Below are 25248 nucleotides of genomic sequence, written 5' to 3' on the forward strand. Positions count from 1 at the left end.
TATGTTACAGGTTACCAATCTGAATCAGTTTTACGGCGGCAGCCACATTCTGCGCGGCCTGTCGTTTGAGGCAAAGCCCGGCGAAGTCACCTGCCTGCTCGGACGCAACGGCGTGGGCAAAACCACCCTGCTGAAATGCCTGATGGGGCTGATCCCGGCAAAATCCGGTGAAATTCACTGGCAGGGGAAAACCATTAATCAACACAAACCGCATCAGCGGGTGCGCGCGGGGATGGCGTACGTACCGCAGGGACGCGAGATTTTCCCGCGTCTGACGGTGGAAGAAAATCTGCTGATGGGGCTGTCTCGTTTTTCCGGCGCGCAGGCAAAACAGGTGCCGGATGAGATTTTCGAGCTGTTCCCGGTGCTGCATGCGATGCGCTACCGGCGCGGCGGCGATCTCTCCGGCGGTCAGCAACAGCAACTGGCAATAGGTCGGGCGCTGGCCTGCCGCCCGCAACTGCTGGTCCTTGATGAACCCACCGAAGGCATTCAGCCGTCGGTGATTAAAGAGATTGGCGTGGTGATCAAGACCCTGGCCGCGCGCGGCGATATGGCGATTCTGCTGGTGGAACAGTTTTATGATTTCGCCGCAGAACTGGCCGACCGCTACCTGGTGATGTCGCGCGGCGCGATTGTGCAAAGCGGCGACGGCGAGAATATGGAAGCCGAGGGGGTTCGGCACCTGGTGGCGATTTGAGTGATGCTGGCAATGTATCAACAACGTTGACACGGTCTGACCGAGTCAGTAACGTATCTTCATTGTTGATACAAAAGGAGCATCACAATGCCAAGAGTCGTGGTTAAAAAGTGGGGCAATAGCCCTTCTGTTCGTCTACCGGTCGCCATCATGGAAGCGGCGTCGCTAAACGTTGATGATACGGTAGATATTGCCGTTGAAGACGGACGGATCATTCTCATTCCGGTCAAAACAAAAGCCTATTCACTGGACGCGCTGCTGGCCGGAATTACCCCGGAAAACGTGCATGAGAAAGCGGATTTTGGCGGGCCTGTCGGCAAGGAGCTGCTCTGATGGTGTCACGTTTTGTACCGGATTCCGGCGATATTATCTGGATCGATTTCGATCCGGTGTCAGGGCATGAACAGGGAGGTAACCGCCCCGCCGTTGTGCTCAGCCCGTTCGCTTATAACAATAAAGTAGGGCTGCTACTCTGTGTTCCCTGCACCACCAAAGCCAAAGATTATCCTTTTGAAGTTGCATTATCAGGCAGCCGGGACAGCGTGGCACTCGCCGATCAAATCACCTGTGTTGACTGGCGCGCCCGTAAAGTCACGAAAAAAGGCAGTGTGAATGCGGCAGAGCTGGCTGATATTCGCGCTAAAGCGAAAGCGCTGATTGGCTGACCACAGGCCTTGTTAACTTCAGAGCTGCTAAACTTTAGCTATTGCTCACCCTAAGGAGTTGATGATGAGACCTTCACGTTGGTTATGCGCAGGATTATTGCTGGCGGCAGCGCCCGTGTTTGCGGCCCCGGAATCCTGTGAGAATGTTAAAAACGATATTTCGCAGCGGATTGTGAACAACGGCGTGCCGGAGTCCGGTTTTGTGCTGGATATCGTGCCTGCGGATCAGACGGATAAGCCGGATGCCCAGGTGGTCGGGCATTGTGCGAATGATACCTGGAAGATCCTTTATACCCGCACCAGTAGTGGTAATAGCGCGGGCAGTGGCGCGATGCAGGACGGTGCGCGGACTGAACCGCAGTAAGTTACACCCTCACCCTGGCCCTCTCCCTGAGGGAGAGGGAACCGATCTTTCACCCTCACCCTAACCCTCTCCCTCAGGGAGAGGGAATAAATCGAGCGCGGACCTGGCTTTTCCCCCTCTCCCGTGGGGAGAGGGCCGGGGTGAGGGGAATTTTTGCCAATCCCCGTAAAATTGACCTCAGATAAGACCTTTCTACTCCCTTATAAGTACCATCGCTATTGCTTAGCCTCATATTAATTACAGCTGAGAGTAACTTTCATTATAAAAATGGAGTGAGCGATGTCCGATGTTAATCACACCGGCGGTATTAGCCGACGCACCCTCGTTAAATCCACCGCGCTCGGCAGCCTTGCGCTGGTCGCCGGGGGCGTTTCTTTACCTTTTGGGTTACGCAGTGCGGCGGCCGCCGTGCAACAGGCGATGCAGCCCACCGCCGATAAAACAGTCTGGGGGGCGTGCTCGGTAAACTGCGGCAGCCGCTGTGCACTCCGCCTTCATGTGCGCGATGACGAAGTTTATTGGGTCGAAACCGATAATACCGGCGACGATATTTATGGTAATCACCAGGTACGCGCCTGTTTACGCGGGCGATCCATGCGGCGGCGTATTAATCATCCCGACCGTCTGAATTATCCGATGAAACGCGTCGGTAAACGCGGCGAAGGAAAATTTGAACGCATTAGCTGGGACGAAGCATTAAATACGATTGCGCAAAATCTCAAAGGCGTCGTGGAAAAATACGGTAACGAAGCGGTTTATATTAATTATTCCTCCGGCATTGTCGGTGGCAATATTACCCGCTCCTCGCCTTCCGCTTCACTGGTCGCCCGCCTGATGAGTCTCTACGGCGGCTTTCTCGGTCAATATGGCACCTACAGCACCGCGCAAATCGCCTGCGCCATGCCGTACACCTACGGCAGCAACGAAGGCAACAGCACGTCGGATATCGAAAACAGCCAGCTCGTCGTGATGTTTGGCAATAACCCGGCGGAAACCCGCATGAGCGGCGGCGGCATCACCTGGTTCCTTGAGCAGGCCCGCGAGCGTTCGAATGCGCGGATGATCGTGATCGATCCCCGCTATACCGACACCGCCGCCGGGCGTGAAGATGAGTGGGTGCCGATTCGCCCTGGCACCGACGCCGCGCTGGTGGCAGGTCTGGCCTGGGTATTGATTAGCGAAAATATGGTCGATCAGCCGTTCCTCGATAAATACTGCGTCGGCTACGATGAAAAAACCCTGCCTGCGGGCGCACCCGCCAACAGCCATTACAAAGCTTATATTTTAGGTCAGGGCGATGACGGTATCGCCAAAACGCCGCAGTGGGCCGCGCAAATCACCGGTATTCCGGCTGAAAAAATTGTGCAACTGGCGCGCGAAATTGGCCGCGCGAAACCGGCGTATATCTGCCAGGGCTGGGGACCGCAGCGTCAGGCGAACGGCGAACTGACTTCCCGCGCCATCGCCATGCTGCCGATCCTGACCGGCAACGTCGGCATCAATGGCGGCAACAGCGGCGCGCGTGAATCCACCTACACCCTCACCATTGAACGGATGCCGGTGCCGGAAAACCCGGTGAAAACGCAGATCTCCTGCTTTAGCTGGACGGATGCGATTGCGCGCGGGGAAGAGATGACCGCCACCCGCGACGGCGTGCGCGGCAAAGATAAACTCGACGTGCCGATTAAATTCATCTGGAACTACGCCGGGAACGCCATTACCAATCAGCATTCCGATATCAATAAAACCCACGACATTTTGCAGGACGAATCTAAATGCGAAATGATCGTGGTGATTGAAAACTTTATGACCTCCTCGGCGAAATACGCCGATATTCTGCTGCCGGATCTAATGACCCTTGAGCAGGAAGATATTATTCCCAACGATTACGCCGGGAATATGGGTTATCTGATTTTCATCCAGCCCGCAACCAGCCCGAAATTTGAGCGCAAACCGATTTACTGGATCTTGAGTGAAGTGGCGAAGCGCCTGAGCCCCGATCTCCACCAGCGCTTTACCGAGGGACGTACCCAGGAAGAGTGGCTGAAATATCTGTACGCCAAAATGCTCGCCAAAGATCCGCTGCTGCCCTCCTATGATGAGCTGAAAAAAATGGGCATCTATAAACGCAAAGATCCGAACGGACACTTTGTGGCCTATAAAAAATTCCGCGATGACCCGGAGGCTAATCCGCTGAAAACGCCGTCCGGCAAGATCGAGATCTACTCCAGCAAACTGGCGGAGATTGCCGCGAACTGGGAGCTGGCGAAGGATGAAGTGATAAGCCCCCTGCCGGTCTATGCCTCCACCTTTGAAGGCTGGGATTCCGCCGACCGCAAGCAGTTCCCGCTGCAACTCTTTGGTTTCCATTACAAGGCGCGAACCCACTCGACCTACGACAACATCGACGTGCTGAAAGCCGCCTGCCGCCAGGAAGTGTGGCTGAACCCGATTGACGCGCAAAAACGTGGTATCGCCAACGGCGATATGGTGCGTGTGTTCAACGGGCGCGGCGAGGTGCGCATTGCCGCCAAAGTCACCCCGCGCATCATGCCGGGAGTGAGTGCGATGGGCCAGGGTGCATGGCACAACGCCGACATGACCGGCGATCGCGTCGATCATGGCGCGTGCGTGAATACCCTGACCACGCACCGGCCTTCTCCGCTGGCGAAGGGCAATCCGCAGCACACCAACCTTGTGCAAATTGAGAAGGTTTAAGGAGTAACCGATGACTGTTCAGTATGGTTTTTACGTCGATTCCAGCCGCTGCACCGGGTGCAAAACCTGCGAGCTGGCGTGCAAGGATTACAAAGATTTGACCCCCGACGTCAGTTTCCGCCGCATTTATGAATATGCGGGCGGCGACTGGCAGGAGGACAACGGCGTCTGGCACCAGAACGTGTTTGCCTCCTATCTGTCGATTGCCTGCAACCACTGCGAAGATCCGGCCTGCACCAAAGTCTGCCCGAGCGGGGCGATGCACAAGCGCGAGGACGGATTTGTGGTGGTCAATGAAGACGTGTGTATCGGCTGCCGCTACTGCCATATGGCCTGTCCGTATGGCGCACCGCAGTACAACGCCGCCAAAGGCCATATGACCAAATGCGACGGCTGCCATTCGCGGGTGATGGACGGCAAAAAGCCGATCTGCGTCGAGTCCTGCCCGCTACGTGCGCTGGATTTCGCCCCGATTGACGAACTGCGTCAAAAATACGGCACGCTGGATGCGGTCGCGCCGCTGCCCGCCGGGCGCTTCACGAAGCCCAACCTGGTGATTAAACCCAACGCCAACAGCCGCCCTACCGGGGACAAAACCGGCTATCTGGCTAACCCGCAGGAGGTGTGAGATGGGAAACGGATGGCATGAATGGCCGCTGGTGCTTTTTACCGTGCTCGGTCAGTGTGTAGCGGGCGGTCTTATCGTCACCGGTCTCGGCTGGATGGCAGCGTCCGGCAAGACGGCAGATCGCACCCGGATTATCCGCAGTATGTTTTTTCTGTGGGTGCTGATGGGCATCGGCTTTGCCGCGTCGATGATGCACCTGGGCTCGCCACTGCGCGCCTTTAACTCGCTCAACCGCATCGGCAGTTCGGCACTCAGCAATGAGATCGCCGCCGGTTCGCTGTTTTTCGCCGTTGGCGGCTTCTGGTGGCTGCTCGCCGTGCTCGGCAAAATGCCGGAAACCCTCGGCAGGATCTGGCTTATCGCGAGCATGGTGCTGGGCGTGGTGTTTGTTTACGCCATGAGCCGGGTCTATCAGATTGAGACGGTACCGACCTGGCATAACGGCTACACCACCGCCGCGTTCTTTTTGACCCTGCTGATCGGCGGGCCGCTGCTTGGTGCTCTGCTTTTGCGCCTGTCCCGCACGCCGTTTAACGGCGCGACATTTGCCACCATCAGCGGTCTGGCGCTGCTGGCGACGGTTGTGGTGATCGTGCAGCAAAGCGTCAGCCTGGCGTCGGTCGCCAGTTCCGTGACGCAGGCAAGCGCGCTGATCCCGGATTACGCCGCCATGCAAACCTGGCGCATTGTGCTGCTGGTGGTCGGGCTGGCGTTCTGGGTTTACCCGCTGCTGCGCCGTCGTCAGCCTCATACCTTTAGCCTGGCGCTGGGACTGCTGCTGGTGCTGGCGGGTGAGATCGTGGGCCGGGGTCTGTTCTACGGTTTACATATGACGGTTGGCGTGGCCGTGGCAGGTTAAGGAGTGAGTAAGATGAATGATGAACAACGTGACACGTTTGCCGTAACCGCCCGCGTGCTGGGCGCGCTGTTTTACTATCCGCCGCAGAGTGAACAGGCTGCCCCGCTGGTCGCCGCACTGCAAACTCCGGACTGGCAGATGCAGTGGCCGCTGGCACCGGAGGTGCTGCAACCGCTGGCGGAGGCATTCGCAGACGGCAGCGATGAGCCGCTCTCAGACGCCTGGCAGCGGCTGTTTATCGGCCCGTGGGCGCTGCCTGCACCGCCCTGGGGTTCGGTCTGGCTGGATCGGGAAAGCGTGCTGTTTGGCGATTCAACCCTCGCCCTGCGCCAGTGGATGCGGGAGAACAGCATTGTGTTTGAAACCGGGCAGAACGAACCGGAAGATCATTTCGGCACGCTGCTGATGTTAACCGCCTGGCTGATGGAGCAGTCGCGTTATCGGGAGTGCGAGCAACTGCTGGCCTGGCATCTGCTGCCGTGGGCAGGACGCTTCTTAACAGTGTTTAACGAAAACGCCGGGCATCCGTTTTACCGCGCGCTGGGTGAATTAACCCGCCTGACTCTGGCTCGGTGGCAAAGCATACTGCTGATCCCGGTGGCCGAAAAACCGCTGTTTAAATAATCTCCAGCCTCCCGCCGCACAGCCACACCTGTGCGGCGTTTTTACATAAATCCCTCAGAAATCCTTATCTTAAACTGTGACAACGTCACTTTACGTCAGCGTTTTTAAGACTATTCCCGGCTTCCTGCATCAGGCGTTACGGCCCAAGGCATCATGGCGATTATCTGATAACGCGCGCGGGTAAAAACCCGTGGCGTTTGTGGAATCCTTGCCGGGCCCTTGCTATAGCTCAGTGACCCTGCCGCTACATGGCATAACAACACGCAACGTTTTGTTGCAATAACACATGCATCCAGGGAGACACACAGCATGACATCCCCCCTTATCCGCGCACTGTTATTTATCAGTGCGCTCGTTACGGTACTCGCTTTACTCGCCTGGGGTATTGGCCCTGAGACGATAAAAGCGCGCCAGGTCGACCTGATCTATCTCGGTCAACAGCACATGATGCTGGTATTTAGCTCGATGTTTTTCGCCCTGCTCGTTGGGATCCCCAGTGGGATCGCGCTCAGCCGTCCGGCGCTTCGCGGCGTGGCGGAATACGTGATGCAGATCTTTAACGTCGGAAACACGTTGCCGCCGCTGGCAGTGCTGGCGCTGGCAATGGTGATTTTCGGCATTGGCGATGTACCGGCAATTATCGCGCTGTTCCTCGCCTCGCTGCTGCCGATTGTGCGTAACACCTACGCGGGCCTCTGTTCGCTCTCGCCTGCACTGCTGGAAGCGGCAAACGGCATCGGCATGACCAAATGGCAGCGTCTGCGCCAGGTGGAACTGCCTAACGCGTGGCCGGTGATGCTCTCCGGCATCCGCATCGCCACGGCGATCAACGTGGGTACCGCGCCGCTGGCGTTCCTGATTGGTGCCAGTAGCTACGGCGAACTGATTTTCCCCGGCATTTATCTCAATGATTTCCCGACGCTGATTCTGGGTGCGACGGCGACAGCGCTGTTTGCGCTGATTCTGGATACGTTACTTGCCGCCCTCGGACGGGTGCTGAGTCCGCACACCGCCTGATAAGAAAAGGAATCGATAATGAAAGGGTTATGTAAACTCGCGGCGGTCGTTGTCACCGCCACCTTACTGGCAGGCCAGGCGTATGCCGCGCCGCTAGTCTTCGCCACCAAAGGCTTTACCGAACAGCATATTTTGTCAGCCATGACGGTGCAGTATCTGCGTAAGAAAGGTTTTGAGGTTGAGCCGCGAACCAATATCGCGGCGGTGATTTCCCGTAATGCGATGGTCAACAAACAGATTGATATGACCTGGGAGTACACCGGGACCTCACTGATTATCTACAACAAAATTAATAAACGCATGTCGCCGGAAGAGTCGTACGAGACGGTGAAGCGGCTGGATGCGAAGCTCGGTCTGGTGTGGCTGAAACCCGCCGATATGAACAATACCTATGCCTTTGCGATGCAGCGCAAACGTGCGGAGGCGGAGAATATCCGCACCGTGTCGGACATGGTGGCGCGCATTGAGCATATCCGTAAAACCGACCCGGACAACAACTGGCGTCTGGGGCTGGATCTGGAGTTTTCCGGGCGTAGCGACGGGATGAAACCGTTGCGGAAAGCCTACAACATGGAACTCGACCGCCCGCAAATCCGCCAGATGGACCCCGGCCTCGTCTATAACGCCACCCGCGACGGCTTCGTTGACGCCGGGCTGGTCTACTCCACCGACGGTCGCGTGAAAGGGTTCGATCTGAAAGTGCTGGAAGATGATAAGGGCTTTTTCCCCAGCTACGCGGTGACGCCGGTGGTGCGCAAAGAGGCGCTGGAGGCCAATCCAGGTCTGGAAGAGGCGATGAACACCCTCTCCGCTCAACTGGATAACGACGCCATTACCACGCTTAACGCGAAGGTGGATATCGATCACCAGTCGCCGCAGCAGGTCGCCCGCGACTTCCTGCGCGAAAAAGGCCTGCTGTAAGGAGCGCCCATGGATACGATTCATTACATGATGGACAACGGGGGCTATCTGATGAGCCTCACCCTGCAACACCTGTGGCTGGTTCTGCTGGCGGTCGGGCTGGCGATTGTGATCGGCGTGCCGCTCGGGATCATGATTGTGCGCGTTAAATGGCTGGCGACACCGGTGCTGGGCATCGCCACCATTATGCTGACCATCCCGTCAATCGCGCTGTTTGGCCTGATGATCCCGCTGTTTTCGCTGATCGGTCAGGGTATTGGCGCGCTGCCTGCCATTACGGCGGTGTTTCTGTACTCGCTGCTGCCGATTGTGCGTAACACCCACACCGCCCTCGACAGCCTGCCTCCCGGCCTGCGTGAAGCCGGACGCGGGATCGGCATGACCTTCTGGCAACGGCTGCGCTGGGTGGAAATCCCGATGGCGCTGCCGGTGATTTTTGGCGGCATCCGTACCGCCGTGGTGATGAACATCGGCGTGATGGCAATCGCGGCGGTCATCGGCGCGGGTGGTCTTGGCCTGCTGTTGCTCAACGGCATTGGCGGGAGTGATATCCGCATGTTGATTGCCGGTGCCCTGTTGATTTGTTTACTGGCTATTGTGCTTGACTGGCTGCTGCATCGTCTGCAGACCGTGCTGACACCGAAAGGAATACGATAATGATAAAACTAGAAAACCTGACCAAAGCGTTCACACAGAAAAATGGCCAGACCTTCAAGGCGGTCGATAACGTTAACCTGAACGTGCCGGAAGGCGAAATGTGCGTGCTGCTCGGGCCGTCCGGCTGCGGGAAAACCACTACGCTGAAAATGGTCAACCGCCTGATTGCACCCAGCGACGGCAAGATTTTCATTAACGGCGAAGACACCAGCGGAATGGATACCGTGACGTTACGCCGTAACATTGGCTACGTGATCCAGCAAATCGGTCTGTTCCCCAATATGACGATTGAAGAGAACATCACCGTGGTGCCACGGATGCTCGGCTGGGACAAAGCCCGCTATAAAAGCCGTGCGGAAGAATTGATGGATATGGTGGCGATGGACCCGAAAAAATTCCTTAACCGCTACCCGCGCGAGATGTCCGGCGGCCAGCAACAGCGTATCGGGGTGATTCGCGCGCTGGCAGCGGATCCGCCGGTACTGCTGATGGATGAACCTTTCGGCGCGGTTGACCCGATTAACCGTGAAGTGATCCAGACGCAGTTCCTGGAGATGCAGCGCAAGCTGAAGAAGACGGTGATGCTGGTCAGCCACGATATTGATGAGGCGCTAAAACTTGGCGATCGCATTGCGGTCTTCCGCCAGGGGCGCATTGTGCAGTGCGCCAGCCCCGACGAACTGCTGGCGAAACCGGCGAATGAGTTTGTGGGATCGTTTGTGGGCCAGGACCGCACGCTGAAACGCCTGCTGCTGGTGTCAGCGGGTGATGTGACCGATCAGCAGCCGACGCTGACGGTGCGTAAAGCCACCCCGCTGCCGGAGGCGTTCGCCATTATGGACGATAACGATATTCGCGCGATTACGGTGGTGGATGACGACGGCAAACCGCTCGGCTTTGTGAAACGCCGTGAAGCGCGTAACGCCACGGGCGCGTGCGCCGATATGCTGCACCCGTTCCGGGTGACCGGTAAGGCGGAAGATAACCTGCGCGTGGTGCTGTCGAAACTCTATGAAAGTAATACCAGCTGGATGCCGATTGTCGATGAGGAAGGCCGGTACAGCGGTGAGATTTCGCAGGATTATATTGCGGATTATTTAAGCTCCGGCAGAACCCGCCGGGCGCTGAATATTATGGCGATGGAGTGAGGTTTGACCCTCACCCTAACCCTCTCCCTCAGGGAGAGGGAACAGATCGCGTACAAACTGGATTTTCTCCTCTCCCTTTGAATGCGAGCGTGAGCCCGCCTTTCCCCCTCTCCCTGAGGGAGAGGGCCGGGGTGAGGGTGAACCTTCAGGCCAGCACCCGATCCGCCGCCAGCGAGCGCGTCAACATCGTCACATCAATGTACTGCGCCAGATCCCGCTGCTCCGCGCGCGGTAAATACGGCAGTTCACCTATCAACGGGCCAGGAAGTTTGCGGCTTAACACATTAATAATCTCTGCATAATGCGCCAGCCCCGGATTGATGCGATTTGCCACCCAGCCGATCAGCGGTAAACCATCGTTAGCGATGGCTTGTGCGGTTAACAGCGCGTGGTTGATACACCCTTCCTGAATCCCTACTACCATCACCACCGGCAGTTGTTCCTGCACCACCCACTCAGAGAGCGGACGCAGATCGTTCATCAGACTGCGCCATCCGCCGGTGCCTTCCACCACCACCTGATCCACGCGCTCGCACAAATGCGCAAGGCCGTTGGACAGCAGGCTGTAGCTGATCGGGCAACTGTGGGCCACGCTGCTCTCGTCTTCACTTAATGCAATGGGATTGACCGCCTGATAGGACAGCTCAATGCTGGAGACGCTTTGCAATACCAGCGCATCTTTGTTGCGCAATCCTTCCGGCGTCTCTTTGCTCCCTTTGGCAACTGGCTTGTAACCTGCCACGCTCCTGCCACTGGCGGCCAGCGCCTGAAGCAATGCGCGCGACACCACTGTTTTGCCAACAGCGGTATCCGTACCTGTAATAAAGAAACGCTTAAGCATCACCTACTCCACCGTTATGCTTCGGAAATATAAACCTGGTTAATAATTCAGTGGGGGAAGTCTATGTTAAGTCTTACAGGCCGGGCTTGAGGTAGCGCAATTTTTTGTCCAACAGTGCGAATTTGTTAACCCTGCAACAGACGGATGAGCAAAGAGCCGTTATACATCGCGTCCTTCACCAGCGCCGCGCCCGCCATTGTGCCCTGATTCGAAAACTGCGTGCTCTCCACCACAATATGCCGACTGTAAGCCGGTAAAGATTGCTGGCGGATGCAGTCGCTGATGGCAGGGAAAAGGATATCGGCGGCTTTGCTCAGCGGTGAACCGATTAGAATTTTTTGCGGATTGAACAGATTCACCATGATGGCGAGGATGCGTCCGACGTTCGTGCCGACGCCGGTGATAATGTCTTTTGCCAGTAAATCGCCTTCCTGGGCGGCCTGGCACAAAGATTGCACCGTCAGCGGTTGACCGTGCAGGCGGGAGCTCATCGACTGGCTCATGCGCTGCTGCGCCAGTTCCAGCACGCTCTCCACGCTGGCGATGGTTTCCAGGCAACCGTGGTTACCGCAGTAACAGAGCTTGCCGTAAGGATCGACCTGGGTATGGCCGATTTCCACCAGACTGCTGCTGCCCGCATGCAGCAGGCGGCCATCGGTGATCACCCCTGCGCCCACGTTGTGGTCAATCACCACCTGTATCACGTCGCGCGCGCCGCGTGATGCGCCAAACAGCGCTTCGGCCATGGTCCACGCGCTGATGTCATGCTGGATATACACCGGCACGCCAGTATGGGTTTCCAGCGCCTCGCCCAGCGCCATGTCTTTCACATCTTCATAAAACGGCATCCGGTGCACGATACCGTTTTCGGTATCGATAATGCCCGGCAGGGTAATGGCGATAGCGGTCAACCGCTCCAGCTTCTGCTGATGACGAATAAAGAACTGATCGATATGGGTAATGACGCGGGCAATAAACGGCTGGTCAGATTCAAGAGGGAGCGCCTGCTGCTCTTTCACCACCAGCTTGCTGCTGAGGTCGCGCAGCGCGAGGTGGATTTCTCCCCGGCTGATGCGCAGCGACAGGTAGTGCCAGGCTTCGGTTTCGACCACCAGCCCCACCGCAGGGCGGCCACGGCTGCCCGGTTCCTGAATTTCGGTTTCCTGCACCAGATGTGCTTCGAGCATTTCGCGCACGATTTTGGTGATACTCGCAGGCGCAAGCTGCGCCAGTCGGGAAAGATCGATGCGTGAAACCGGGCCAAGCTGATCAATCAGGCGATAGACTGCGCCCGCGTTCGTTTGCTTGATCTGATCAATATGTCCTGGCTGACTATCAGCAACCACCTCTCACTCCCTTTATTTTCGCGCTTCGAAATAAACTGCAGGCTATGGTGAAGGACTTCAATGTGGGCGTCAAATTTTTGATTAGCCTTGTGATTTGCCGCACATTTTTTCCATATCCACAGTCAATATGTTGATTAAGTTTTACGCTTATCGCGTGGCGAGCAGCTGCTGCTTAAAACGCATCGCGGCACTTCCCTGTTCATGATGCTTCGACCAGACCAGCCACATTTCCGAAATGGCATCCGGCTGGGCAATCGGCAGCCAGCGCATTTCTTCAAGCTGTACACGACGAAATGAGGCGGGAAGAATCGAAACGCCAAGCCCGGCCGCCACCAGCCCGATAATGGTCATCGCCTCACCCACTTCCTGGGCAATGGCTGGCTTCAGATCGTAGCGCCGCATCAGCCCCAGGATATCGTCATACAAGCCGGTGCCGACGTGGGGATCGAAAAAGACAAACGGCTCGCGCGCCAGCATCTCAAGCGTTACGCAGGGCAGCGCGGCCAGCGGGTGATCGCGGGGGATCATCGCCAGCAACGGCTCGCGCAAAATGACTTCCCAGCCCAGGGTGTCGGGCAACTGCGTATTGCGCATCAGCCCCAGATCGAGACTGCCTTCATGCAGCGGGGCGATCTGCTCGCGGGTATTGATCTCGCGGGTTTGCAGATGCACGTCCGGGTAGCGGCGGCGAAACGCCGAGAGCGTGTCGGATACCGCTTTAATAAAGGGCGCGGAGGAGGTAAAGCCGATGCGCAACTCCCCCGTCTCGCCCTGATGCAACCGGGCGGCGCGGGCGGCGGCCTCTTCAACCTGGATCAGTATCTGCCGACAATCCGCCAGAAACTGAGCGCCTGCGGGCGTAAGCGTTACGCTGCGGTTCGTGCGGGCCAACAGGCGCGCGCCCACCTGCTGCTCCAGAATCTGGATCTGCTGGCTTAGCGGTGGCTGCGAGATATTCAGGCGAGCGGCAGCGTGACCAAAATGCAGCTCTTCAGCGACGGCGATAAAGTAGCGCAGGTGACGCAGTTCAATATTCATATGTTTTATGTATCATTTAAGATTATTAATATATTAGACAGATTATTTACATTTTCCTACCCTGATCCTGAGGTCATATCCGTCGCCTGAATGACGGAGAATTAAACAAAGGATTTCCCGTGAGCCGTACAACCGTCGCTGACATCGCCCTGACCGACGATGCCGAGGTGCAACCCCTTCCCCATCCGACCCGTTCGAACAGCTATATAAAACGCGGTACGCCCCAGTTTATGCGTGTAACGCTGGCACTTTTTTCCGCAGGCCTTGCGACCTTCGCCCTGCTCTACTGCGTCCAGCCGATCCTGCCCGTACTTTCTCAGGAGTTTGGCGTCTCACCCGCCAGTAGCAGTATTTCGCTCTCTATCTCCACCGGGATGCTCGCCATCGGCCTGCTGTTTACCGGCCCGCTGTCGGACGCCATAGGCCGCAAACCGGTGATGGTTACTGCGCTGCTGCTCGCCGCCTGCTGCACCTTGCTCTCCACGGTGATGACAAGCTGGCACGGGATTCTGATCATGCGCGCACTGATTGGCCTGTCGCTGAGCGGCGTGGCGGCGGTCGGCATGACTTATCTGAGTGAAGAGATCCACCCCAGTTTTGTGGCCTTCTCGATGGGACTCTACATCAGCGGGAACTCTATTGGCGGGATGAGCGGTCGCCTGCTCAGCGGCGTGTTTACCGACTTTTTCAACTGGCGCATTGCGCTGGCGGTGATCGGCTGTTTTGCGCTGGCCGCAGCGCTGATGTTCTGGAAGATCCTGCCCGCGTCGCGCCATTTTCGCCCGTCGTCGCTGCGCCCGAAATCGCTGATGATCAACTTCCGCCTGCACTGGCGCGACCGGGGACTGCCGCTGCTCTTTGCCGAAGGGTTCCTGCTGATGGGCGCGTTTGTGACGCTGTTTAATTACATCGGCTACCGCCTGATGCTGTCGCCGTGGCATCTGAGCCAGGCGGTGGTTGGCCTGCTGTCGGTGGCTTACCTGACCGGTACCTGGAGTTCACCGAAAGCGGGCGCGATGACCGCACGGTTCGGGCGCGGGCCGGTGATGATGGTGTCGACCGGCATCATGCTGGCGGGCCTGCTGCTGACGCTGCTCTCGCCCCTGGCGGTGATCTTCGCGGGCATGCTGCTGTTCTCTGCCGGGTTCTTTGCCGCGCACTCGGTCGCCAGTAGCTGGATTGGTCCCCGCGCTCGCCGCGCCAAAGGCCAGGCCTCGTCGCTTTATCTTTTTAGCTATTATCTGGGATCGAGTTTCGCGGGTACGCTGGGGGGCGTGTTCTGGCATCAGTATGGCTGGAATGGCGTGAGCGGGTTTATTGCGCTTATGTTGCTCGCTGCGCTGCTTGTCGGGCGCTGTTTACATCATCGCTTGCGCTAACAAAAACCCCGCCAGCTGGCGGGGTTTTTGTTTAATGGGATCGTGTTACGAAAACAAGCCTGTCAGCGATGATGCGCCCATTATCTCACGGACTGCATCCAGTGCCATCAGTGCAAATATCACCCAGATAAATGGATTCATAGTGAAAGTTATCTTATGTTGTTGCGTAATATGAACTTTATGCATTATGCCATAGTATTAGTCGCATGAATGAAAATACGACAAATGATTGATGGCAATCAACTTAAGCGTTCAATATTTCTTCAATCAGCGTCGTTACGCTGCGTTCCCCGGATGACACGAGGCAGTATGGAAAACAAAAACTATCAGCAACTCACCCGCATATTCACACGTCTCTCCCGCTTCTCCCACCTATCCTCTATCGCCAGCTGGGACGCTTTTGCGATGATGCCCCCCGGCGGGAGCGCGGCCCGTGGCGAAGCGCTGGCCGAACTGAGCGTGCTTCAGCACCAGATCCTGACGGATAAGCAGGTCGCGCAGTGGATCGCGGGTGCAGAACAGGAAGCGTTGAATGATGTTGAGCAGGCCAATCTGCGTGAAATGACCCGCCACTATCAGCAGGCGGCGCTTCTGCCGGAGTCGCTGGTGGAAGCCAAATCGCTGGCGGGTAGTAAGTGCGAACACGCCTGGCGCACGCAGCGCCCGGCAAACGACTGGGCTGGCTTTTCGGCCAATCTCAAAGAGGTGGTGAAAGTCAGCCGCGAAGAAGCAAAACTGCGCGCCGAGGCCAAAGGCTGCACGCCTTACGATGCACTGCTCGATATTTTTGAGCCGGACATGACCAGCGCGCAGCTTGATGTGCTGTTTGCCGATCTGAAATCGTGGCTGCCCGATCTGCTCCAGCAGGTCGTGGAGAAGCAGACGCGCACGCCGCTGATTGCCCCGACCGGGCCGTTCCCGATTGCAACTCAGCGCGAGCTGGGGCTGGAAACCATGGCGCAACTGGGCTTTGATTTTAACGCGGGCCGACTCGACGTCAGCGCGCATCCGTTCTGTGGCGGTGTGCCGGAAGACGTGCGCATTACTACCCGCTACGACGAGCAGGAGCTGTTAAGCGCGCTGTTTGGTGTGGTGCATGAAACCGGCCATGCGCGCTATGAGCAAAATCTGCCGCGCAACTGGCTGGGTCAGCCCATCGCGCTGGCGCGCTCCACCGCCATTCATGAATCTCAAAGCCTGTTTTTCGAAATGCAGCTTGGGCGCAGTAACGCATTCTTAAAACGCTTGCTGCCGTCGGTAGTGGCGCGCTTTGGCGATCAGCCTGCATTTAGCGAAGAGAACTTTATTGCCTGGAACCAGCGCGTGAAGCCGGGCTTTATCCGCGTCGATGCCGATGAAGTCAGCTACCCGGCGCACGTGGTGCTGCGCTACGAAATCGAGCGCGCGCTGATTAACGGTGAGATTGAGGTGGACGATATTCCGGCGCTGTGGAATGAAAAAATGCAGAGCTGGCTGGGGCTGTCGACGGAGGGTAACTACCGCAACGGCTGTATGCAGGATATTCACTGGACGGACGGCGGCTTCGGCTATTTCCCGTCCTACACGCTGGGCGCGATGTACGCTGCGCAGTTGTTCCATGCGGCGCGTACTGCCCTGCCGGATCTGGATAACGCCATTGCCCAGGGTGATTTCAGCGCCCTGTTCGACTGGCTGCGCCAGAATATCTGGCAGCACGGCAGCCGGTTTACCACCGCACAGTTGATTGAAAGTGCGACTGGTGAGGGGCTGGACAGCAAGTATTTCAGGGCGCATTTGACGGCGAGATATTTATAAGTTTAGCCCGCAAACCCCTCACCCCGACCCTCTCCCTAAGGGAGAGGGAGAAAGTCAAAATCCCCTCACCCCGGCTCTCTACGCTGTGGTGAGGGGGAAAAGCGGGCACGAGACGGCTCCCTCTCCCTGTGGGAGAGGGTTGGGGTGAGGGGTAAATCCTCGTTTGTACAAACCGTTACACGCCGATACCAATCACTCACGGAAGCCCCGGATGGCGCACGATATAGTGCATTCAACGGCCCCGCAGTGGGGTTGAATGAAAAACCAATTCGAGGATATCAGAATGAAAAAAGTATTAGCTCTGGTTGTTGCCGCTGCTATGGGTCTCTCTTCTGCTGCGTTTGCTGCTGACGCGGTTACCACTACCGCTGCACCGGCTGCGACCACTGCACAGGCTTCTGCTCCGGCGGCCACCAAAGTCGCTCCGGCTAAGCACAAAAAACACAAGAAAGCCGTTGAACAGAAAGCGCAGGCTGCGAAAAAGCACCACAAAAAAGCCGCCGCAGCAAAACCTGCCGTTGAGCAGAAAGCGCAGGCTGCCAAGAAACACAAAAAACATGTAAAACATGAAGCCGCTAAACCGGCTGCACAACCTGCCGCTTAAGATCCACCCGGCACGTTTCTGACCCGGCGCTTACCTCAGGGCTAAGCGCCGTTTTTTATCCGGAGGGCGTATGCTGCGGCGTTACCGTTTTGAGCTAATTCTGATTACGCTTATTTTGTGCGCGCTGGTTGCCATCCGTTTTTATTTTTCCTGAATGTAGTACGCTGATTTTATTCCCACTTTCTGCTGACCCCGACTATAGTTAGACGTAATTCCAGGGCTTCACGTTCAAATAATCATAATTCCCTGCCAGAGAGTGCTATGCGTAAAACCGCCATAATAATACTGGGATCGTTGTGTTTGTTTTCTTTGTACGGACATGCAGATGACGGCGATGAAGACACCACTGACGCCCAGGAAATAAAGACGCTTTTTTTTGGTCATGACGACCGCACGCGTGTCAGCACCCCAACGCTTGCGCCGTGGGACGCTATCGGGCAACTGGAAACCGCCAGCGGTAACCTGTGCACCGCCACCCTCATCTCTCCACATCTCGCCCTTACTGCCGGTCACTGTCTGTTGACTCCGCCGCGCGGCAAGCCGGATAAGGCCATCGCGCTGCGCTTTGTGGCGCAAAAAGGCATCTGGCGCTATGAAATTCACGGTATTGAAGGCCGGGTGGAACCCTCGCTGGGTCGCCGCCTGAAGCCCGATGGCGAAGGGTGGATTGTGCCCCCTGCCGCCGCGCCGTGGGATTTTGGGCTGATTGTGTTGCGTTACCCGCCGTCCGGGATCACCCCCCTGCCACTGTTTGATGGCGATCGCGATGCCCTGACCGCTGCGCTGAAAGCAAGCGAGCGCAAAGTGACGCAGTCCGGCTATTCGCAGGATCATCTTGATGCCTTATACAGCCATCATGACTGTATCGTGACAGGCTGGGCGCAGGATACGGTACTGTCTCACCAGTGTGATACCCTGCCCGGCGACAGCGGGTCGCCGTTAATGTTGCACACAGATAAAGGCTGGCAGCTCATCGCGGTACAAAGCTCCGCACCGGCGGCGAAAGATCGCTGGCGTGCGGATAACCGTGCCATAGCGGTAACGGGTTTTCGCGATAAGCTCGAAGCGCTGGTGAAGAAATAACAGCAGGCGCGGCTGCCCACCTTTGCAGGCAGCCGCTGGCGATTAACTCGCTTTGAAAGGATCTTTGCGGTCGTCCTGGCTGTCATCCGGTTTGCGCGGAATTTCGCCCTGTTTCGCCGGGTTATCTTTTACCGGCTTAGGTTCTTCCTGTGCGAACAGGAATTGTCGTGTATTCAGCATATCCATCAGGCATTCTCCTCAGTTTATTACTCGCAAATTAGTACTCACCCTGCATTAAGGGATTCGGAACGACGACGATGCGGACGAATTATAGTGTAGTGATTTTCTACAAACTTATAGCCGTCAATGCGCATCTTATCGTCACCGTGACGCGTCCATAAACCGCTCAGTGCATTCCAGATTAAGACCTCTTCACCCTGTGGTGTATTAACGATATATTCTCCACTTTTCAAATAACCACAGGAAAGCGTAATTCGTCGGACGCTATGTGTTTGCAGTCGGTATTCAATTTTACGAAACCCCGTCGGAACGGAGCGGTAAATACAATACGGAAGGTGGGTGATTTTTAAATCCCCAAGCTCGGCGACAATATCACCGTCGCGCAAAAGTACGACATCATTTAAATATAGCGGCGAGCTAAGACTTCCTTCGTTACGTGGATATTCAACCTTGAAGTAGACAAAATTCATAAACTCCCCTGTATTACCGCGCATCGCTTGCTAATTTATTTATAGCGTAAACAGCGTTAATTTGGGGGGATTTCAGATTCCACTGAACAGGCAAATAGTGAACGTTAACAACGGCCCAGGCCGCGCAGAAAGGGGATTAAAGCAGGAAATGTTCCGCAGCAGAGCGTTATCGCTAACTGCTGCGGGGCAAGGTGGCGCGGTCTAGGCCACCTTATCTTCAACAGGCATTTCACATTCGCGCAGGCTGCGCTGCAAATCATAAATCAGGCTGCGAACCATCTCTGGTGACAGGCTGAAAAACTGCGAGTCAAACGTACTTGCACCGGGTGCATGGGAAGACGTGCTGTAACCAAACTTGACCACGACGTTATTATGATTTTCCACCGGACCGACCTGCCAGCCGACGACGGGAAATGCAGGAAACACGGGCTCATTGCTCATCCTAAATCTCCTTATAATTCAATGTTTACATGCAGTCATGTTCAAAATTATGCGTACATCAAACAAAAATCCAGTCGCAACGCCATCGCATTTACGTGATATCAAAAAAACGTAAACGCTGAATCAAAAACCAGTGTCAGGAAATTCAGTTTAACGTAAGGGGATTGACACTCAAGCTATTTTTATAAGAAAGATCTCATTCAAGGAATATTCCTAATTAATTCGCCAGCGAAACGTTTCCGGGCGTTAAAAAAGTGGTATGCCGTAACCTAAACAGAACAATATTTATACATATCATTCAAAATGACACCTTTACTGCAATGTGCTTAGCAGAGTAATTCGTCGTGTTTCAACTTTCGCCGTAAAGTTTTTTAAATATAAATTGCCATTTTAAAAAATTTCGCACAGCCGTGATTTCGTGTCTACGGTTAATACGTGTTAACTAACCGAGACGGATATTATGACGAACCCTGAGCAAAAACTTCCTCACTTTCCGACCCCTCCGTTCCCGGAGCAGCCGCAACAGGCACCTGGTCTTGCTTCTGAAATGAAGCCAATTCCCGATCATGGTGAAACCCGTTATGTGGGTTCAGGTCGTCTGGCGGGTAAAAAAGCACTGATTACCGGCGGCGATTCGGGTATTGGCCGCGCGGTGGCGATTGCCTATGCGCGTGAAGGCGCAGACGTGGCGATTAACTTCCTGCCACAGGAAGAATCGGACGCCGAGGCGGTAATCGCACTTATTAAAGCCGAAGGCCGTAACGCCGTTGCGCTGCCGGGCGATGTACGTTCCGAAACCTTCTGTCAGCAACTGGTGGTGGACGCGATGAATGCGCTGGGCGGGCTGGATATTCTGGTCAACAACGCCGGGCGTCAGCAGTTCTGCGAATCCATTGAAGATCTGACGACGGAAGCGTTTGATGACACCTTCAAAACCAACGTTTATGCGCCGTTCTGGATCACTAAAGCCGCTGTGCCACACTTAAAGGAAGGGGCGGTGATTATTAACACCACATCGGTGCAGGCTTATCAGCCGAGCGACATCCTGCTCGACTATGCGCAGACTAAAGCCTGTAACGTGGCCTTTACCAAATCGCTGGCGAAGCAGCTGGGTAAAAAAGGTATCCGCGTAAATGCCGTGGCACCGGGTCCGTACTGGACGCCATTGCAGGCAAGCGGTGGTCAGCCGCAGGAAAAAGTGAAAGCGTTTGGTGAATCTGCTCCGCTGGGCCGTCCGGGTCAGCCGGTCGAAATTGCCCCTCTGTATGTGCTGTTTGCGTCCGATGAAAGCTCGTTTGCGTCAGGCCAGGTCTGGTGCTCTGACGGCGGTACCGGCACGTTGTAACACTGTGGCAGGCCCGTCCTGCCCTTTTATTTCCAGGACTTTCCCATGAAAAACCAGTCTTTTCCCCGACATGCGCGCATTGATGGCTACGCCGGTTTGGGGGATTACGCCGCTATTGGTGATGGACGTTCCGTTGCGCTGATTGCGCCGGATGGCGCGATCGACTGGTGGTGTGCCCCAAATATGGATTCCCCGCCACTGTTCGATCGCATTCTCGATGCCAAAGCCGGGGGCTATTTTCAGATTGAACCGGAGGGCGACTACTGCGTCCACCGCAAGTACCGCGATAACAGCAATGTGCTGGAAACCTGTTATGAAACGGCGTCCGGCAAAGTCAGATTCACCGAGTCCCTGAACAGCAACCACGCCGGGCGTCTGCCCTGGTGCGAGCTGGCCCGTCGCGTTGAGGGGCTGGAAGGCGAGGTCAAACTGAAAATGACCTTTATGCCCGGCTCTGCCGCCTGCACCCGCTCTCCGTGGCTGGCCGATTCACGCATTGGCAAGGTCATTCATATCGGCGATTTGATGGCGATGCTGCACACCACGGAAGACATCGATTTTACCCGCTCCGATGACGATGTGATTGAAGCCTCGTTTACCGTTCATGCCGGGTCGCGCAGCATGATCGCCCTGCTGGTGAGCGATAAAGAACCGTTGGCCGTGCCGCCGATTGAGAAAATCGATGAGCGCATTGAGATCAGTCATCAGATGTGGGAGATGTGGACCCAGGATCTGAGCTACGACGGGCTGTTCCCTGAGCACGTTAAACGCTCCGCGCTGGCACTCAAATTTTTGCTCTACTCCCCGACCGGGGCGCTGGCGGCGGCACCGACCACCTCGCTGCCGGAAGGCATTGGCGGCGAGAAAAATTATGATTACCGCTATGCCTGGATCCGCGACGCCTGCCTGATTATTCGTGCTTTTGCTTTTATCGGCGCGCTGGAGGAGTGTAAAGCGGCGTTTTCCTGGCTGACACATACCATTGTGCGCCATCAGGGAAAACTGCGGGCCTGCTATACCCTCGACGGCGAAGTGGTGCCGGATGAAACCTATCTGCCGCTGGAAGGCTATAAAGGCTCCAAACCGGTGCGCATCGGCAACAACGCGCAAAGCCAGCAACAGCTCAGTATGTTTGGCGATATGCTCGACACCGCCCTGCTCTTTGTTCACGCCGGACACGTTCTCGATCTCACTACCTCGCGCCTGCTGGCGAGGCTGGCTAATGAGTGCGCCGACTCCTGGCGTCAGGATGACTCCGGCATCTGGGAACTTCCTGAACGCGAGCATTACACCCATTCCAAAATGGCCTGCTGGATCACGCTGGATATCGCCGAAAAACTGGCGAAAGACGGGCATATCGAAACCACCTGGGTTGAGCGCTGGAGCCGCGAAAAAGATCGCATTCGCGACTGGATCGAAAGCCACTGCTGGTCGGAAAAAAAACAGGCGTACAGCTTCTATGCCGGTACGGACAGGCTCGACGCGTCGCTGGGTCTGGTGTGGTATTACGGTATGAAAGTCGATCCGCAGCGGATGATCTCCACCTACGAAATGCTGGTCGAAGAATTAGGTCACGGGACGCCGATGCTCTATCGCTACAGCGACGTGGAGCATGAGGAGAGCACTTTTGTGGCCTGTGCTTTCTGGCTGGTGGAAGCCTGGGCGCGGCTGGGTGAGCAGGAAAAAGCCACCGCCTATATGGATCAGATCCTCGAATGCCTGTGCGATAAGGGTAATGTCGAGACGTTCAATGAAATGTTTGATGTCAGAACCGGCGAATGGCGCGGGAATGTACCGCAAGGGTTAAGCCATCTGTCGTTAATTTGTGCCGCCGATGCGCTGTCGCGTAACCGGGAAAAAGGCGATACGCCCTGGCACAGGTAATATCCCCCGGCGGCGCAGGCCGGTTAAGCCTGCCCCGCCGGACGCTCGCATCAGGCCTCTTTTTTCATTCGCGTCGGTCTTTTCACCAGCTCACCGTTACAGTTGGGGCATTTGCCGTGGAGCGACTGTTCCGCGCAGGGCGGGCAAAATGTGCATTCATATGAACAAATCATCGCGTGCGCATCGTGTGGAAGCGCCTGATGGCAGCGCTCACATGTCGTTTTCATCTCCAGCATACTCATCTCCTGTGTCGTTTTCCTGAGAATACCGGAACCCGCTGACACCTGTAAGACCGTTTAACGCCAACAGTGCGTCACTTTCAGCCTTTTTTACTCCCCTCTTTCGGTGTGCACGATTGCCATGCTATTATACATTTCATATATGTTTCGTATCATCAATATTCACGGTAACAATATGGGCATCGTAAAAATATCCGACCTGATGCATGAGAATTTGCGTCTTGCCAGCAATGCCATGAGCCGCTCAATTAACTCGCAGGCTGAGCACTGGCTGAAAATCGGCATGCTGGCCGAGGTTTACCCCCACTTAACGCATCAGGATTTAATGCGTCTGCTGATCCAGACCGAGTCTGCCGGCGGCGCTGAAATAGATAAACTCGCCCGTCAAAAAGAGGAACTGACAGAATGAGCGATATTAAGCTGCACTCTCAGGAAGAAATCGAGCTGGCGCGCGCGGCAGGCCAGACGGCAGCCCGCGTGCTGGAGATGATCAAACCCCACGTTAAGGCGGGCGTGACCACCGACGAACTCGATAAGCTGTGCCACGATTTTATTGTCAATGAACTGAAGGTGATCCCGGCGAATATCGGTTATCAGGGCTATACCCGCACCGTCTGCACGTCGGTGAATCATGTGGTATGCCACGGTATTCCGGCTGATAAGCGGCTGAAAAACGGCGATATCATCAACATCGACGTCGCCATTATTAAAGATGGCTGGTACGGCGACACCAGCCGGATGTATTTTGTCGGCGAGCCGACCATCCGGGCAAAAAGACTGGTGGATATTACCTATCAGTCGATGGTGGCAGGCATCAATGCGGTGCGTCCTGGCGCGACACTCGGCGACATCGGCGCGGCGATCCAGCAGGTGGCCGAAGACGCGGGATTCTCCGTGGTGCGCGAATATTGCGGGCACGGCGTCGGGCAGACTTACCATGCGGACCCGCAAATTCTGCATTACGGTAAACCCGGCACCGGGCTGGTGCTGAAACCGGGGATGATTTTTACTATCGAGCCGATGATTAATGCCGGTAAAGCAGCCACCAGCGTGCTGTCAGATGGCTGGACGGTGGTGACCAAAGATCGTTCTCTCTCCGCGCAGTTTGAACACACCGTTGCGGTAACGGAAGATGGCTTTGACCTGCTGACGCCATGGCCTGAAGGCACCGGGGAATATCCGGCTATCTGAGCAATCTATATCCTCTACACCTCTTTATATAAAGGGGTGTTCTCGCGACTTTTATAAAATGCCGAAACTGTGATTAAGGCAGCAAGTCAGATTAATTTAATTCCGCCGCCTTGCATTTTCAAAATGACCCATACAAATAAATATCCAGCAAGCCTGGCGGGGGAAATTTTCGATCCTGCTACGGACGGCGCGCACATTAATAGCAAAACAGCCGGTACATTTACCGGCTGTCTGCGCAATTATTTGCAAAATATATTCTCTTAACGCGCATTTAATTAACGACTGCGTTTAGCGTGGCGTTCCCAGTTGTCCATTTTTGCCTGCGCGGATTTGCGTAATGCCACATAACAAGCCCCGCTGCCCCCATGATGCGGCAGCGCAGTACAAAATGCCTGGACATCCTCAAATTCAGTGAGCCAGCGGGCAAGATAACTGCGCACGATATTGGCATGGGCATTATCATCCCGCCCTTTGCCATGAATAATGAGCACATTACGCAGATTATCCTTAACCGCCTGATGCATGAAGGTAAACAGCATCTGGCGGCACTGTTCAATAGGCTGGCGGAGCAGATTCAGGCTCGCCTGCTGGCTGTACTTTCCAAGCCGGAGTTTGTCAGTCACGCCGCTTTGCAGACCTTCACGTTTAAAATCAAGGGGCGTGGTAAGCGGGACGACGTCGAGAAAACCTGTTGTCAGGAAATTATCCAGTTGCAGTAAGTCCGGGCGCTGCGGTGCACGCTTCTGGCGGGCGGGCTGCCAGTGGACCTCGGTGCAGCGTTTCAGGGGCTGGACATCCTCCATGGCGTCAAGGAAAAGTGATTTGTCGTCAAGGTTCATGTCAATTCTCCGGCGATATCTGACAGCGTGAGGTTAACTATAACCACCTGCGAGAGGAGTCTCAATGGGCTTTGGGTCAATCCTTAAGGCGTTAGAAACGTTTTAGTGACGTTATAATTTTGATCACAAATTAACCACATAAATATTTAAGTATATTTGTGAGGCGCGTTAACTCCGGCTTAAATAACCCTGAAAACGTATAATATATTTTTCCAGCTAAGAAAAATCTTATTAAAACAACTGTTCATTTTGTTGGAATTATATAAATTAGCT

At 55.7% G+C, this 25248-nt stretch carries 29 protein-coding genes; 20 read left to right on the forward strand and 9 right to left on the reverse strand.

The genetic code is table 11. From position 1 onward, the window contains the following. Position 1: 1 nt before the first annotated feature. The 12 genes from urtE (at position 2) to osmV (ending at position 10301) form a co-directional block, all read left to right on the forward strand. Positions 2–700, forward strand: coding sequence for an urea ABC transporter ATP-binding subunit UrtE (gene urtE, locus BM373_RS10060; RefSeq protein ID WP_090461301.1), 699 nt, complete (start codon positions 2–4; stop codon positions 698–700). Positions 701–787: 87 nt separating this feature from the next. Further along, a complete protein-coding gene (locus BM373_RS10065) occupies positions 788–1033 on the forward strand; it encodes an AbrB/MazE/SpoVT family DNA-binding domain-containing protein (RefSeq protein WP_090461302.1) in 246 nt (81 codons plus the stop codon). Next, positions 1033–1365, forward strand: coding sequence for an endoribonuclease MazF (mazF, locus tag BM373_RS10070; protein WP_090461303.1), 333 nt, complete (start codon positions 1033–1035; stop codon positions 1363–1365). The genes BM373_RS10065 and mazF overlap by 1 nt, the downstream gene beginning before the upstream one ends. A gap of 64 nt (positions 1366–1429) precedes the next feature. Beyond that, positions 1430–1729, forward strand: a complete 300-nt coding sequence (locus BM373_RS10075; RefSeq protein WP_090461304.1) for a DUF1161 domain-containing protein — start codon at positions 1430–1432, stop codon at positions 1727–1729. Positions 1730–2008: 279 nt separating this feature from the next. After that, positions 2009–4447 (forward strand): selenate/tellurate reductase subunit YnfE, encoded by a 2439-nt coding sequence (ynfE, locus tag BM373_RS10080; RefSeq protein WP_090461305.1) that lies wholly within the window; start codon positions 2009–2011, stop codon positions 4445–4447. A gap of 10 nt (positions 4448–4457) precedes the next feature. Beyond that, complete coding sequence (locus BM373_RS10085) at positions 4458–5075, forward strand: DMSO/selenate family reductase complex B subunit (RefSeq protein WP_090458946.1); 618 nt, start codon at positions 4458–4460, stop codon at positions 5073–5075. Position 5076: 1 nt separating this feature from the next. Then, on the forward strand, positions 5077–5934 hold the full coding sequence (locus BM373_RS10090; protein WP_090461306.1) for a DmsC/YnfH family molybdoenzyme membrane anchor subunit: 858 nt from the start codon (positions 5077–5079) through the stop codon (positions 5932–5934). Between the two features lie 12 nt (positions 5935–5946). After that, a complete protein-coding gene (gene dmsD / locus BM373_RS10095) occupies positions 5947–6558 on the forward strand; it encodes a Tat proofreading chaperone DmsD (protein ID WP_090461307.1) in 612 nt (203 codons plus the stop codon). 309 nt (positions 6559–6867) lie between these two features. Then, the gene (gene osmY, locus BM373_RS10100; RefSeq protein ID WP_090461308.1) at positions 6868–7575 is read left to right on the forward strand and encodes an osmoprotectant ABC transporter permease OsmY; all 708 of its coding nucleotides are present in this window, start codon (positions 6868–6870) and stop codon (positions 7573–7575) included. Positions 7576–7593: 18 nt separating this feature from the next. Further along, positions 7594–8496 carry an osmoprotectant ABC transporter substrate-binding protein OsmX gene (gene osmX / locus BM373_RS10105; protein WP_090461309.1) on the forward strand — a complete coding sequence of 301 codons (903 nt, stop codon included), beginning with the start codon at positions 7594–7596 and terminating at the stop codon, positions 8494–8496. A gap of 9 nt (positions 8497–8505) precedes the next feature. Beyond that, complete coding sequence (gene osmW, locus BM373_RS10110; protein ID WP_090461310.1) at positions 8506–9153, forward strand: osmoprotectant ABC transporter permease OsmW; 648 nt, start codon at positions 8506–8508, stop codon at positions 9151–9153. Continuing rightward, positions 9153–10301, forward strand: coding sequence for an osmoprotectant ABC transporter ATP-binding protein OsmV (gene osmV / locus BM373_RS10115; RefSeq protein WP_090461311.1), 1149 nt, complete (start codon positions 9153–9155; stop codon positions 10299–10301). Before osmW ends, osmV begins: the two co-directional genes overlap by 1 nt. A gap of 145 nt (positions 10302–10446) precedes the next feature. On the opposite strand, the gene bioD is transcribed toward osmV, so the two are convergent. The 3 genes from bioD to BM373_RS10130 form a co-directional block, all read right to left on the reverse strand. Further along, positions 10447–11142 carry a dethiobiotin synthase gene (gene bioD, locus BM373_RS10120; protein WP_090461312.1) on the reverse strand — a complete coding sequence of 232 codons (696 nt, stop codon included), beginning with the start codon at positions 11140–11142 and terminating at the stop codon, positions 10447–10449. A 125-nt stretch (positions 11143–11267) separates the two neighbouring features. Then, a complete protein-coding gene (mlc, locus tag BM373_RS10125; protein WP_090461313.1) occupies positions 11268–12488 on the reverse strand; it encodes a sugar metabolism global transcriptional regulator Mlc in 1221 nt (406 codons plus the stop codon). A gap of 147 nt (positions 12489–12635) precedes the next feature. After that, a complete protein-coding gene (locus tag BM373_RS10130; RefSeq protein ID WP_090461314.1) occupies positions 12636–13526 on the reverse strand; it encodes a LysR family transcriptional regulator in 891 nt (296 codons plus the stop codon). A 119-nt stretch (positions 13527–13645) separates the two neighbouring features. On the opposite strand from BM373_RS10130, the gene BM373_RS10135 reads away from it, so the two are divergent. Continuing rightward, positions 13646–14905, forward strand: coding sequence for an MFS transporter (locus BM373_RS10135; RefSeq protein ID WP_090461315.1), 1260 nt, complete (start codon positions 13646–13648; stop codon positions 14903–14905). 45 nt (positions 14906–14950) lie between these two features. Here the strand turns inward: BM373_RS10135 and BM373_RS21960 are convergent, their stop codons facing one another. Beyond that, positions 14951–15091, reverse strand: coding sequence for a KPN_01571 family protein (locus tag BM373_RS21960; protein ID WP_371261102.1), 141 nt, complete (start codon positions 15089–15091; stop codon positions 14951–14953). A gap of 123 nt (positions 15092–15214) precedes the next feature. Between BM373_RS21960 and BM373_RS10140 the strand changes: the two genes are divergently transcribed. From BM373_RS10140 to BM373_RS10155, 3 genes are all read left to right on the forward strand, one after another. After that, entirely contained in the window at positions 15215–16699 is a 1485-nt protein-coding gene (locus BM373_RS10140) for a carboxypeptidase M32 (protein WP_090461316.1), read from the forward strand. 283 nt (positions 16700–16982) lie between these two features. Further along, positions 16983–17303 carry an acid resistance repetitive basic protein Asr gene (gene asr, locus BM373_RS10145; protein ID WP_090461317.1) on the forward strand — a complete coding sequence of 107 codons (321 nt, stop codon included), beginning with the start codon at positions 16983–16985 and terminating at the stop codon, positions 17301–17303. Positions 17304–17564: 261 nt separating this feature from the next. Beyond that, positions 17565–18386: a trypsin-like serine peptidase gene (locus BM373_RS10155; RefSeq protein ID WP_090461319.1), complete on the forward strand. Its 822-nt coding sequence runs from the start codon at positions 17565–17567 to the stop codon at positions 18384–18386. Between the two features lie 42 nt (positions 18387–18428). Here the strand turns inward: BM373_RS10155 and BM373_RS21610 are convergent, their stop codons facing one another. From BM373_RS21610 to BM373_RS10165, 3 genes are all read right to left on the reverse strand, one after another. After that, complete coding sequence (locus tag BM373_RS21610) at positions 18429–18572, reverse strand: hypothetical protein (RefSeq protein ID WP_177220137.1); 144 nt, start codon at positions 18570–18572, stop codon at positions 18429–18431. A 38-nt stretch (positions 18573–18610) separates the two neighbouring features. Then, positions 18611–19036, reverse strand: a complete 426-nt coding sequence (locus BM373_RS10160) for a hypothetical protein (protein WP_090461320.1) — start codon at positions 19034–19036, stop codon at positions 18611–18613. A gap of 201 nt (positions 19037–19237) precedes the next feature. Beyond that, positions 19238–19477, reverse strand: a complete 240-nt coding sequence (locus BM373_RS10165; protein ID WP_090461321.1) for a hypothetical protein — start codon at positions 19475–19477, stop codon at positions 19238–19240. A gap of 460 nt (positions 19478–19937) precedes the next feature. On the opposite strand from BM373_RS10165, the gene BM373_RS10170 reads away from it, so the two are divergent. Next, a complete protein-coding gene (locus BM373_RS10170) occupies positions 19938–20822 on the forward strand; it encodes an SDR family oxidoreductase (protein WP_090461322.1) in 885 nt (294 codons plus the stop codon). Between the two features lie 45 nt (positions 20823–20867). After that, complete coding sequence (locus BM373_RS10175; RefSeq protein WP_090461323.1) at positions 20868–22706, forward strand: glycoside hydrolase family 15 protein; 1839 nt, start codon at positions 20868–20870, stop codon at positions 22704–22706. 50 nt (positions 22707–22756) lie between these two features. On the opposite strand, the gene BM373_RS10180 is transcribed toward BM373_RS10175, so the two are convergent. Next, positions 22757–22942, reverse strand: coding sequence for a DUF1272 domain-containing protein (locus BM373_RS10180; RefSeq protein ID WP_090461324.1), 186 nt, complete (start codon positions 22940–22942; stop codon positions 22757–22759). 178 nt (positions 22943–23120) lie between these two features. Here BM373_RS10180 and BM373_RS10185 point away from each other — a divergent pair, with 178 nt between their 5' ends. Both BM373_RS10185 and map read left to right on the forward strand, forming a co-directional pair. Continuing rightward, the gene (locus BM373_RS10185; protein WP_090461611.1) at positions 23121–23354 is read left to right on the forward strand and encodes a ParD-like family protein; all 234 of its coding nucleotides are present in this window, start codon (positions 23121–23123) and stop codon (positions 23352–23354) included. Further along, a complete protein-coding gene (map, locus tag BM373_RS10190; RefSeq protein ID WP_090461325.1) occupies positions 23351–24136 on the forward strand; it encodes a type I methionyl aminopeptidase in 786 nt (261 codons plus the stop codon). The genes BM373_RS10185 and map overlap by 4 nt, the downstream gene beginning before the upstream one ends. 275 nt (positions 24137–24411) lie before the next feature. Here the strand turns inward: map and smrA are convergent, their stop codons facing one another. Then, positions 24412–24975: a DNA endonuclease SmrA gene (gene smrA / locus BM373_RS10195; RefSeq protein ID WP_090461326.1), complete on the reverse strand. Its 564-nt coding sequence runs from the start codon at positions 24973–24975 to the stop codon at positions 24412–24414. Between the last annotated feature and the right edge of the window lie 273 nt (positions 24976–25248).

The sequence above is a fragment of the Enterobacter sp. kpr-6 genome, assembly GCF_900116015.1.
Taxonomy (GTDB): Bacteria; Pseudomonadota; Gammaproteobacteria; order Enterobacterales; family Enterobacteriaceae; genus Enterobacter_D.

Bases quoted from the DNA above. Each gene is read 5' to 3' on its own strand.
- urtE (WP_090461301.1), top strand. From the start codon at position 2: ATGTTACAGGTTACCAATCTGAATCAGTTTTACGGCGGCAGCCACATT.
- BM373_RS10065 (WP_090461302.1), top strand. From the start codon at position 788: ATGCCAAGAGTCGTGGTTAAAAAGTGGGGCAATAGCCCTTCTGTTCGT.
- mazF (WP_090461303.1), top strand. From the start codon at position 1,033: ATGGTGTCACGTTTTGTACCGGATTCCGGCGATATTATCTGGATCGAT.
- BM373_RS10075 (WP_090461304.1), top strand. From the start codon at position 1,430: ATGAGACCTTCACGTTGGTTATGCGCAGGATTATTGCTGGCGGCAGCG.
- ynfE (WP_090461305.1), top strand. From the start codon at position 2,009: ATGTCCGATGTTAATCACACCGGCGGTATTAGCCGACGCACCCTCGTT.
- BM373_RS10085 (WP_090458946.1), top strand. From the start codon at position 4,458: ATGACTGTTCAGTATGGTTTTTACGTCGATTCCAGCCGCTGCACCGGG.
- BM373_RS10090 (WP_090461306.1), top strand. From the start codon at position 5,077: ATGGGAAACGGATGGCATGAATGGCCGCTGGTGCTTTTTACCGTGCTC.
- dmsD (WP_090461307.1), top strand. From the start codon at position 5,947: ATGAATGATGAACAACGTGACACGTTTGCCGTAACCGCCCGCGTGCTG.
- osmY (WP_090461308.1), top strand. From the start codon at position 6,868: ATGACATCCCCCCTTATCCGCGCACTGTTATTTATCAGTGCGCTCGTT.
- osmX (WP_090461309.1), top strand. From the start codon at position 7,594: ATGAAAGGGTTATGTAAACTCGCGGCGGTCGTTGTCACCGCCACCTTA.
- osmW (WP_090461310.1), top strand. From the start codon at position 8,506: ATGGATACGATTCATTACATGATGGACAACGGGGGCTATCTGATGAGC.
- osmV (WP_090461311.1), top strand. From the start codon at position 9,153: ATGATAAAACTAGAAAACCTGACCAAAGCGTTCACACAGAAAAATGGC.
- bioD (WP_090461312.1), bottom strand. From the start codon at position 11,142: ATGCTTAAGCGTTTCTTTATTACAGGTACGGATACCGCTGTTGGCAAA.
- BM373_RS10130 (WP_090461314.1), bottom strand. From the start codon at position 13,526: ATGAATATTGAACTGCGTCACCTGCGCTACTTTATCGCCGTCGCTGAA.
- BM373_RS21960 (WP_371261102.1), bottom strand. From the start codon at position 15,091: ATGCATAAAGTTCATATTACGCAACAACATAAGATAACTTTCACTATG.
- BM373_RS10140 (WP_090461316.1), top strand. From the start codon at position 15,215: ATGGAAAACAAAAACTATCAGCAACTCACCCGCATATTCACACGTCTC.
- asr (WP_090461317.1), top strand. From the start codon at position 16,983: ATGAAAAAAGTATTAGCTCTGGTTGTTGCCGCTGCTATGGGTCTCTCT.
- BM373_RS10155 (WP_090461319.1), top strand. From the start codon at position 17,565: ATGCGTAAAACCGCCATAATAATACTGGGATCGTTGTGTTTGTTTTCT.
- BM373_RS21610 (WP_177220137.1), bottom strand. From the start codon at position 18,572: ATGGATATGCTGAATACACGACAATTCCTGTTCGCACAGGAAGAACCT.
- BM373_RS10160 (WP_090461320.1), bottom strand. From the start codon at position 19,036: ATGAATTTTGTCTACTTCAAGGTTGAATATCCACGTAACGAAGGAAGT.
- BM373_RS10165 (WP_090461321.1), bottom strand. From the start codon at position 19,477: ATGAGCAATGAGCCCGTGTTTCCTGCATTTCCCGTCGTCGGCTGGCAG.
- BM373_RS10170 (WP_090461322.1), top strand. From the start codon at position 19,938: ATGACGAACCCTGAGCAAAAACTTCCTCACTTTCCGACCCCTCCGTTC.
- BM373_RS10175 (WP_090461323.1), top strand. From the start codon at position 20,868: ATGAAAAACCAGTCTTTTCCCCGACATGCGCGCATTGATGGCTACGCC.
- BM373_RS10180 (WP_090461324.1), bottom strand. From the start codon at position 22,942: ATGCTGGAGATGAAAACGACATGTGAGCGCTGCCATCAGGCGCTTCCA.
- BM373_RS10185 (WP_090461611.1), top strand. From the start codon at position 23,121: ATGGGCATCGTAAAAATATCCGACCTGATGCATGAGAATTTGCGTCTT.
- map (WP_090461325.1), top strand. From the start codon at position 23,351: ATGAGCGATATTAAGCTGCACTCTCAGGAAGAAATCGAGCTGGCGCGC.
- smrA (WP_090461326.1), bottom strand. From the start codon at position 24,975: ATGAACCTTGACGACAAATCACTTTTCCTTGACGCCATGGAGGATGTC.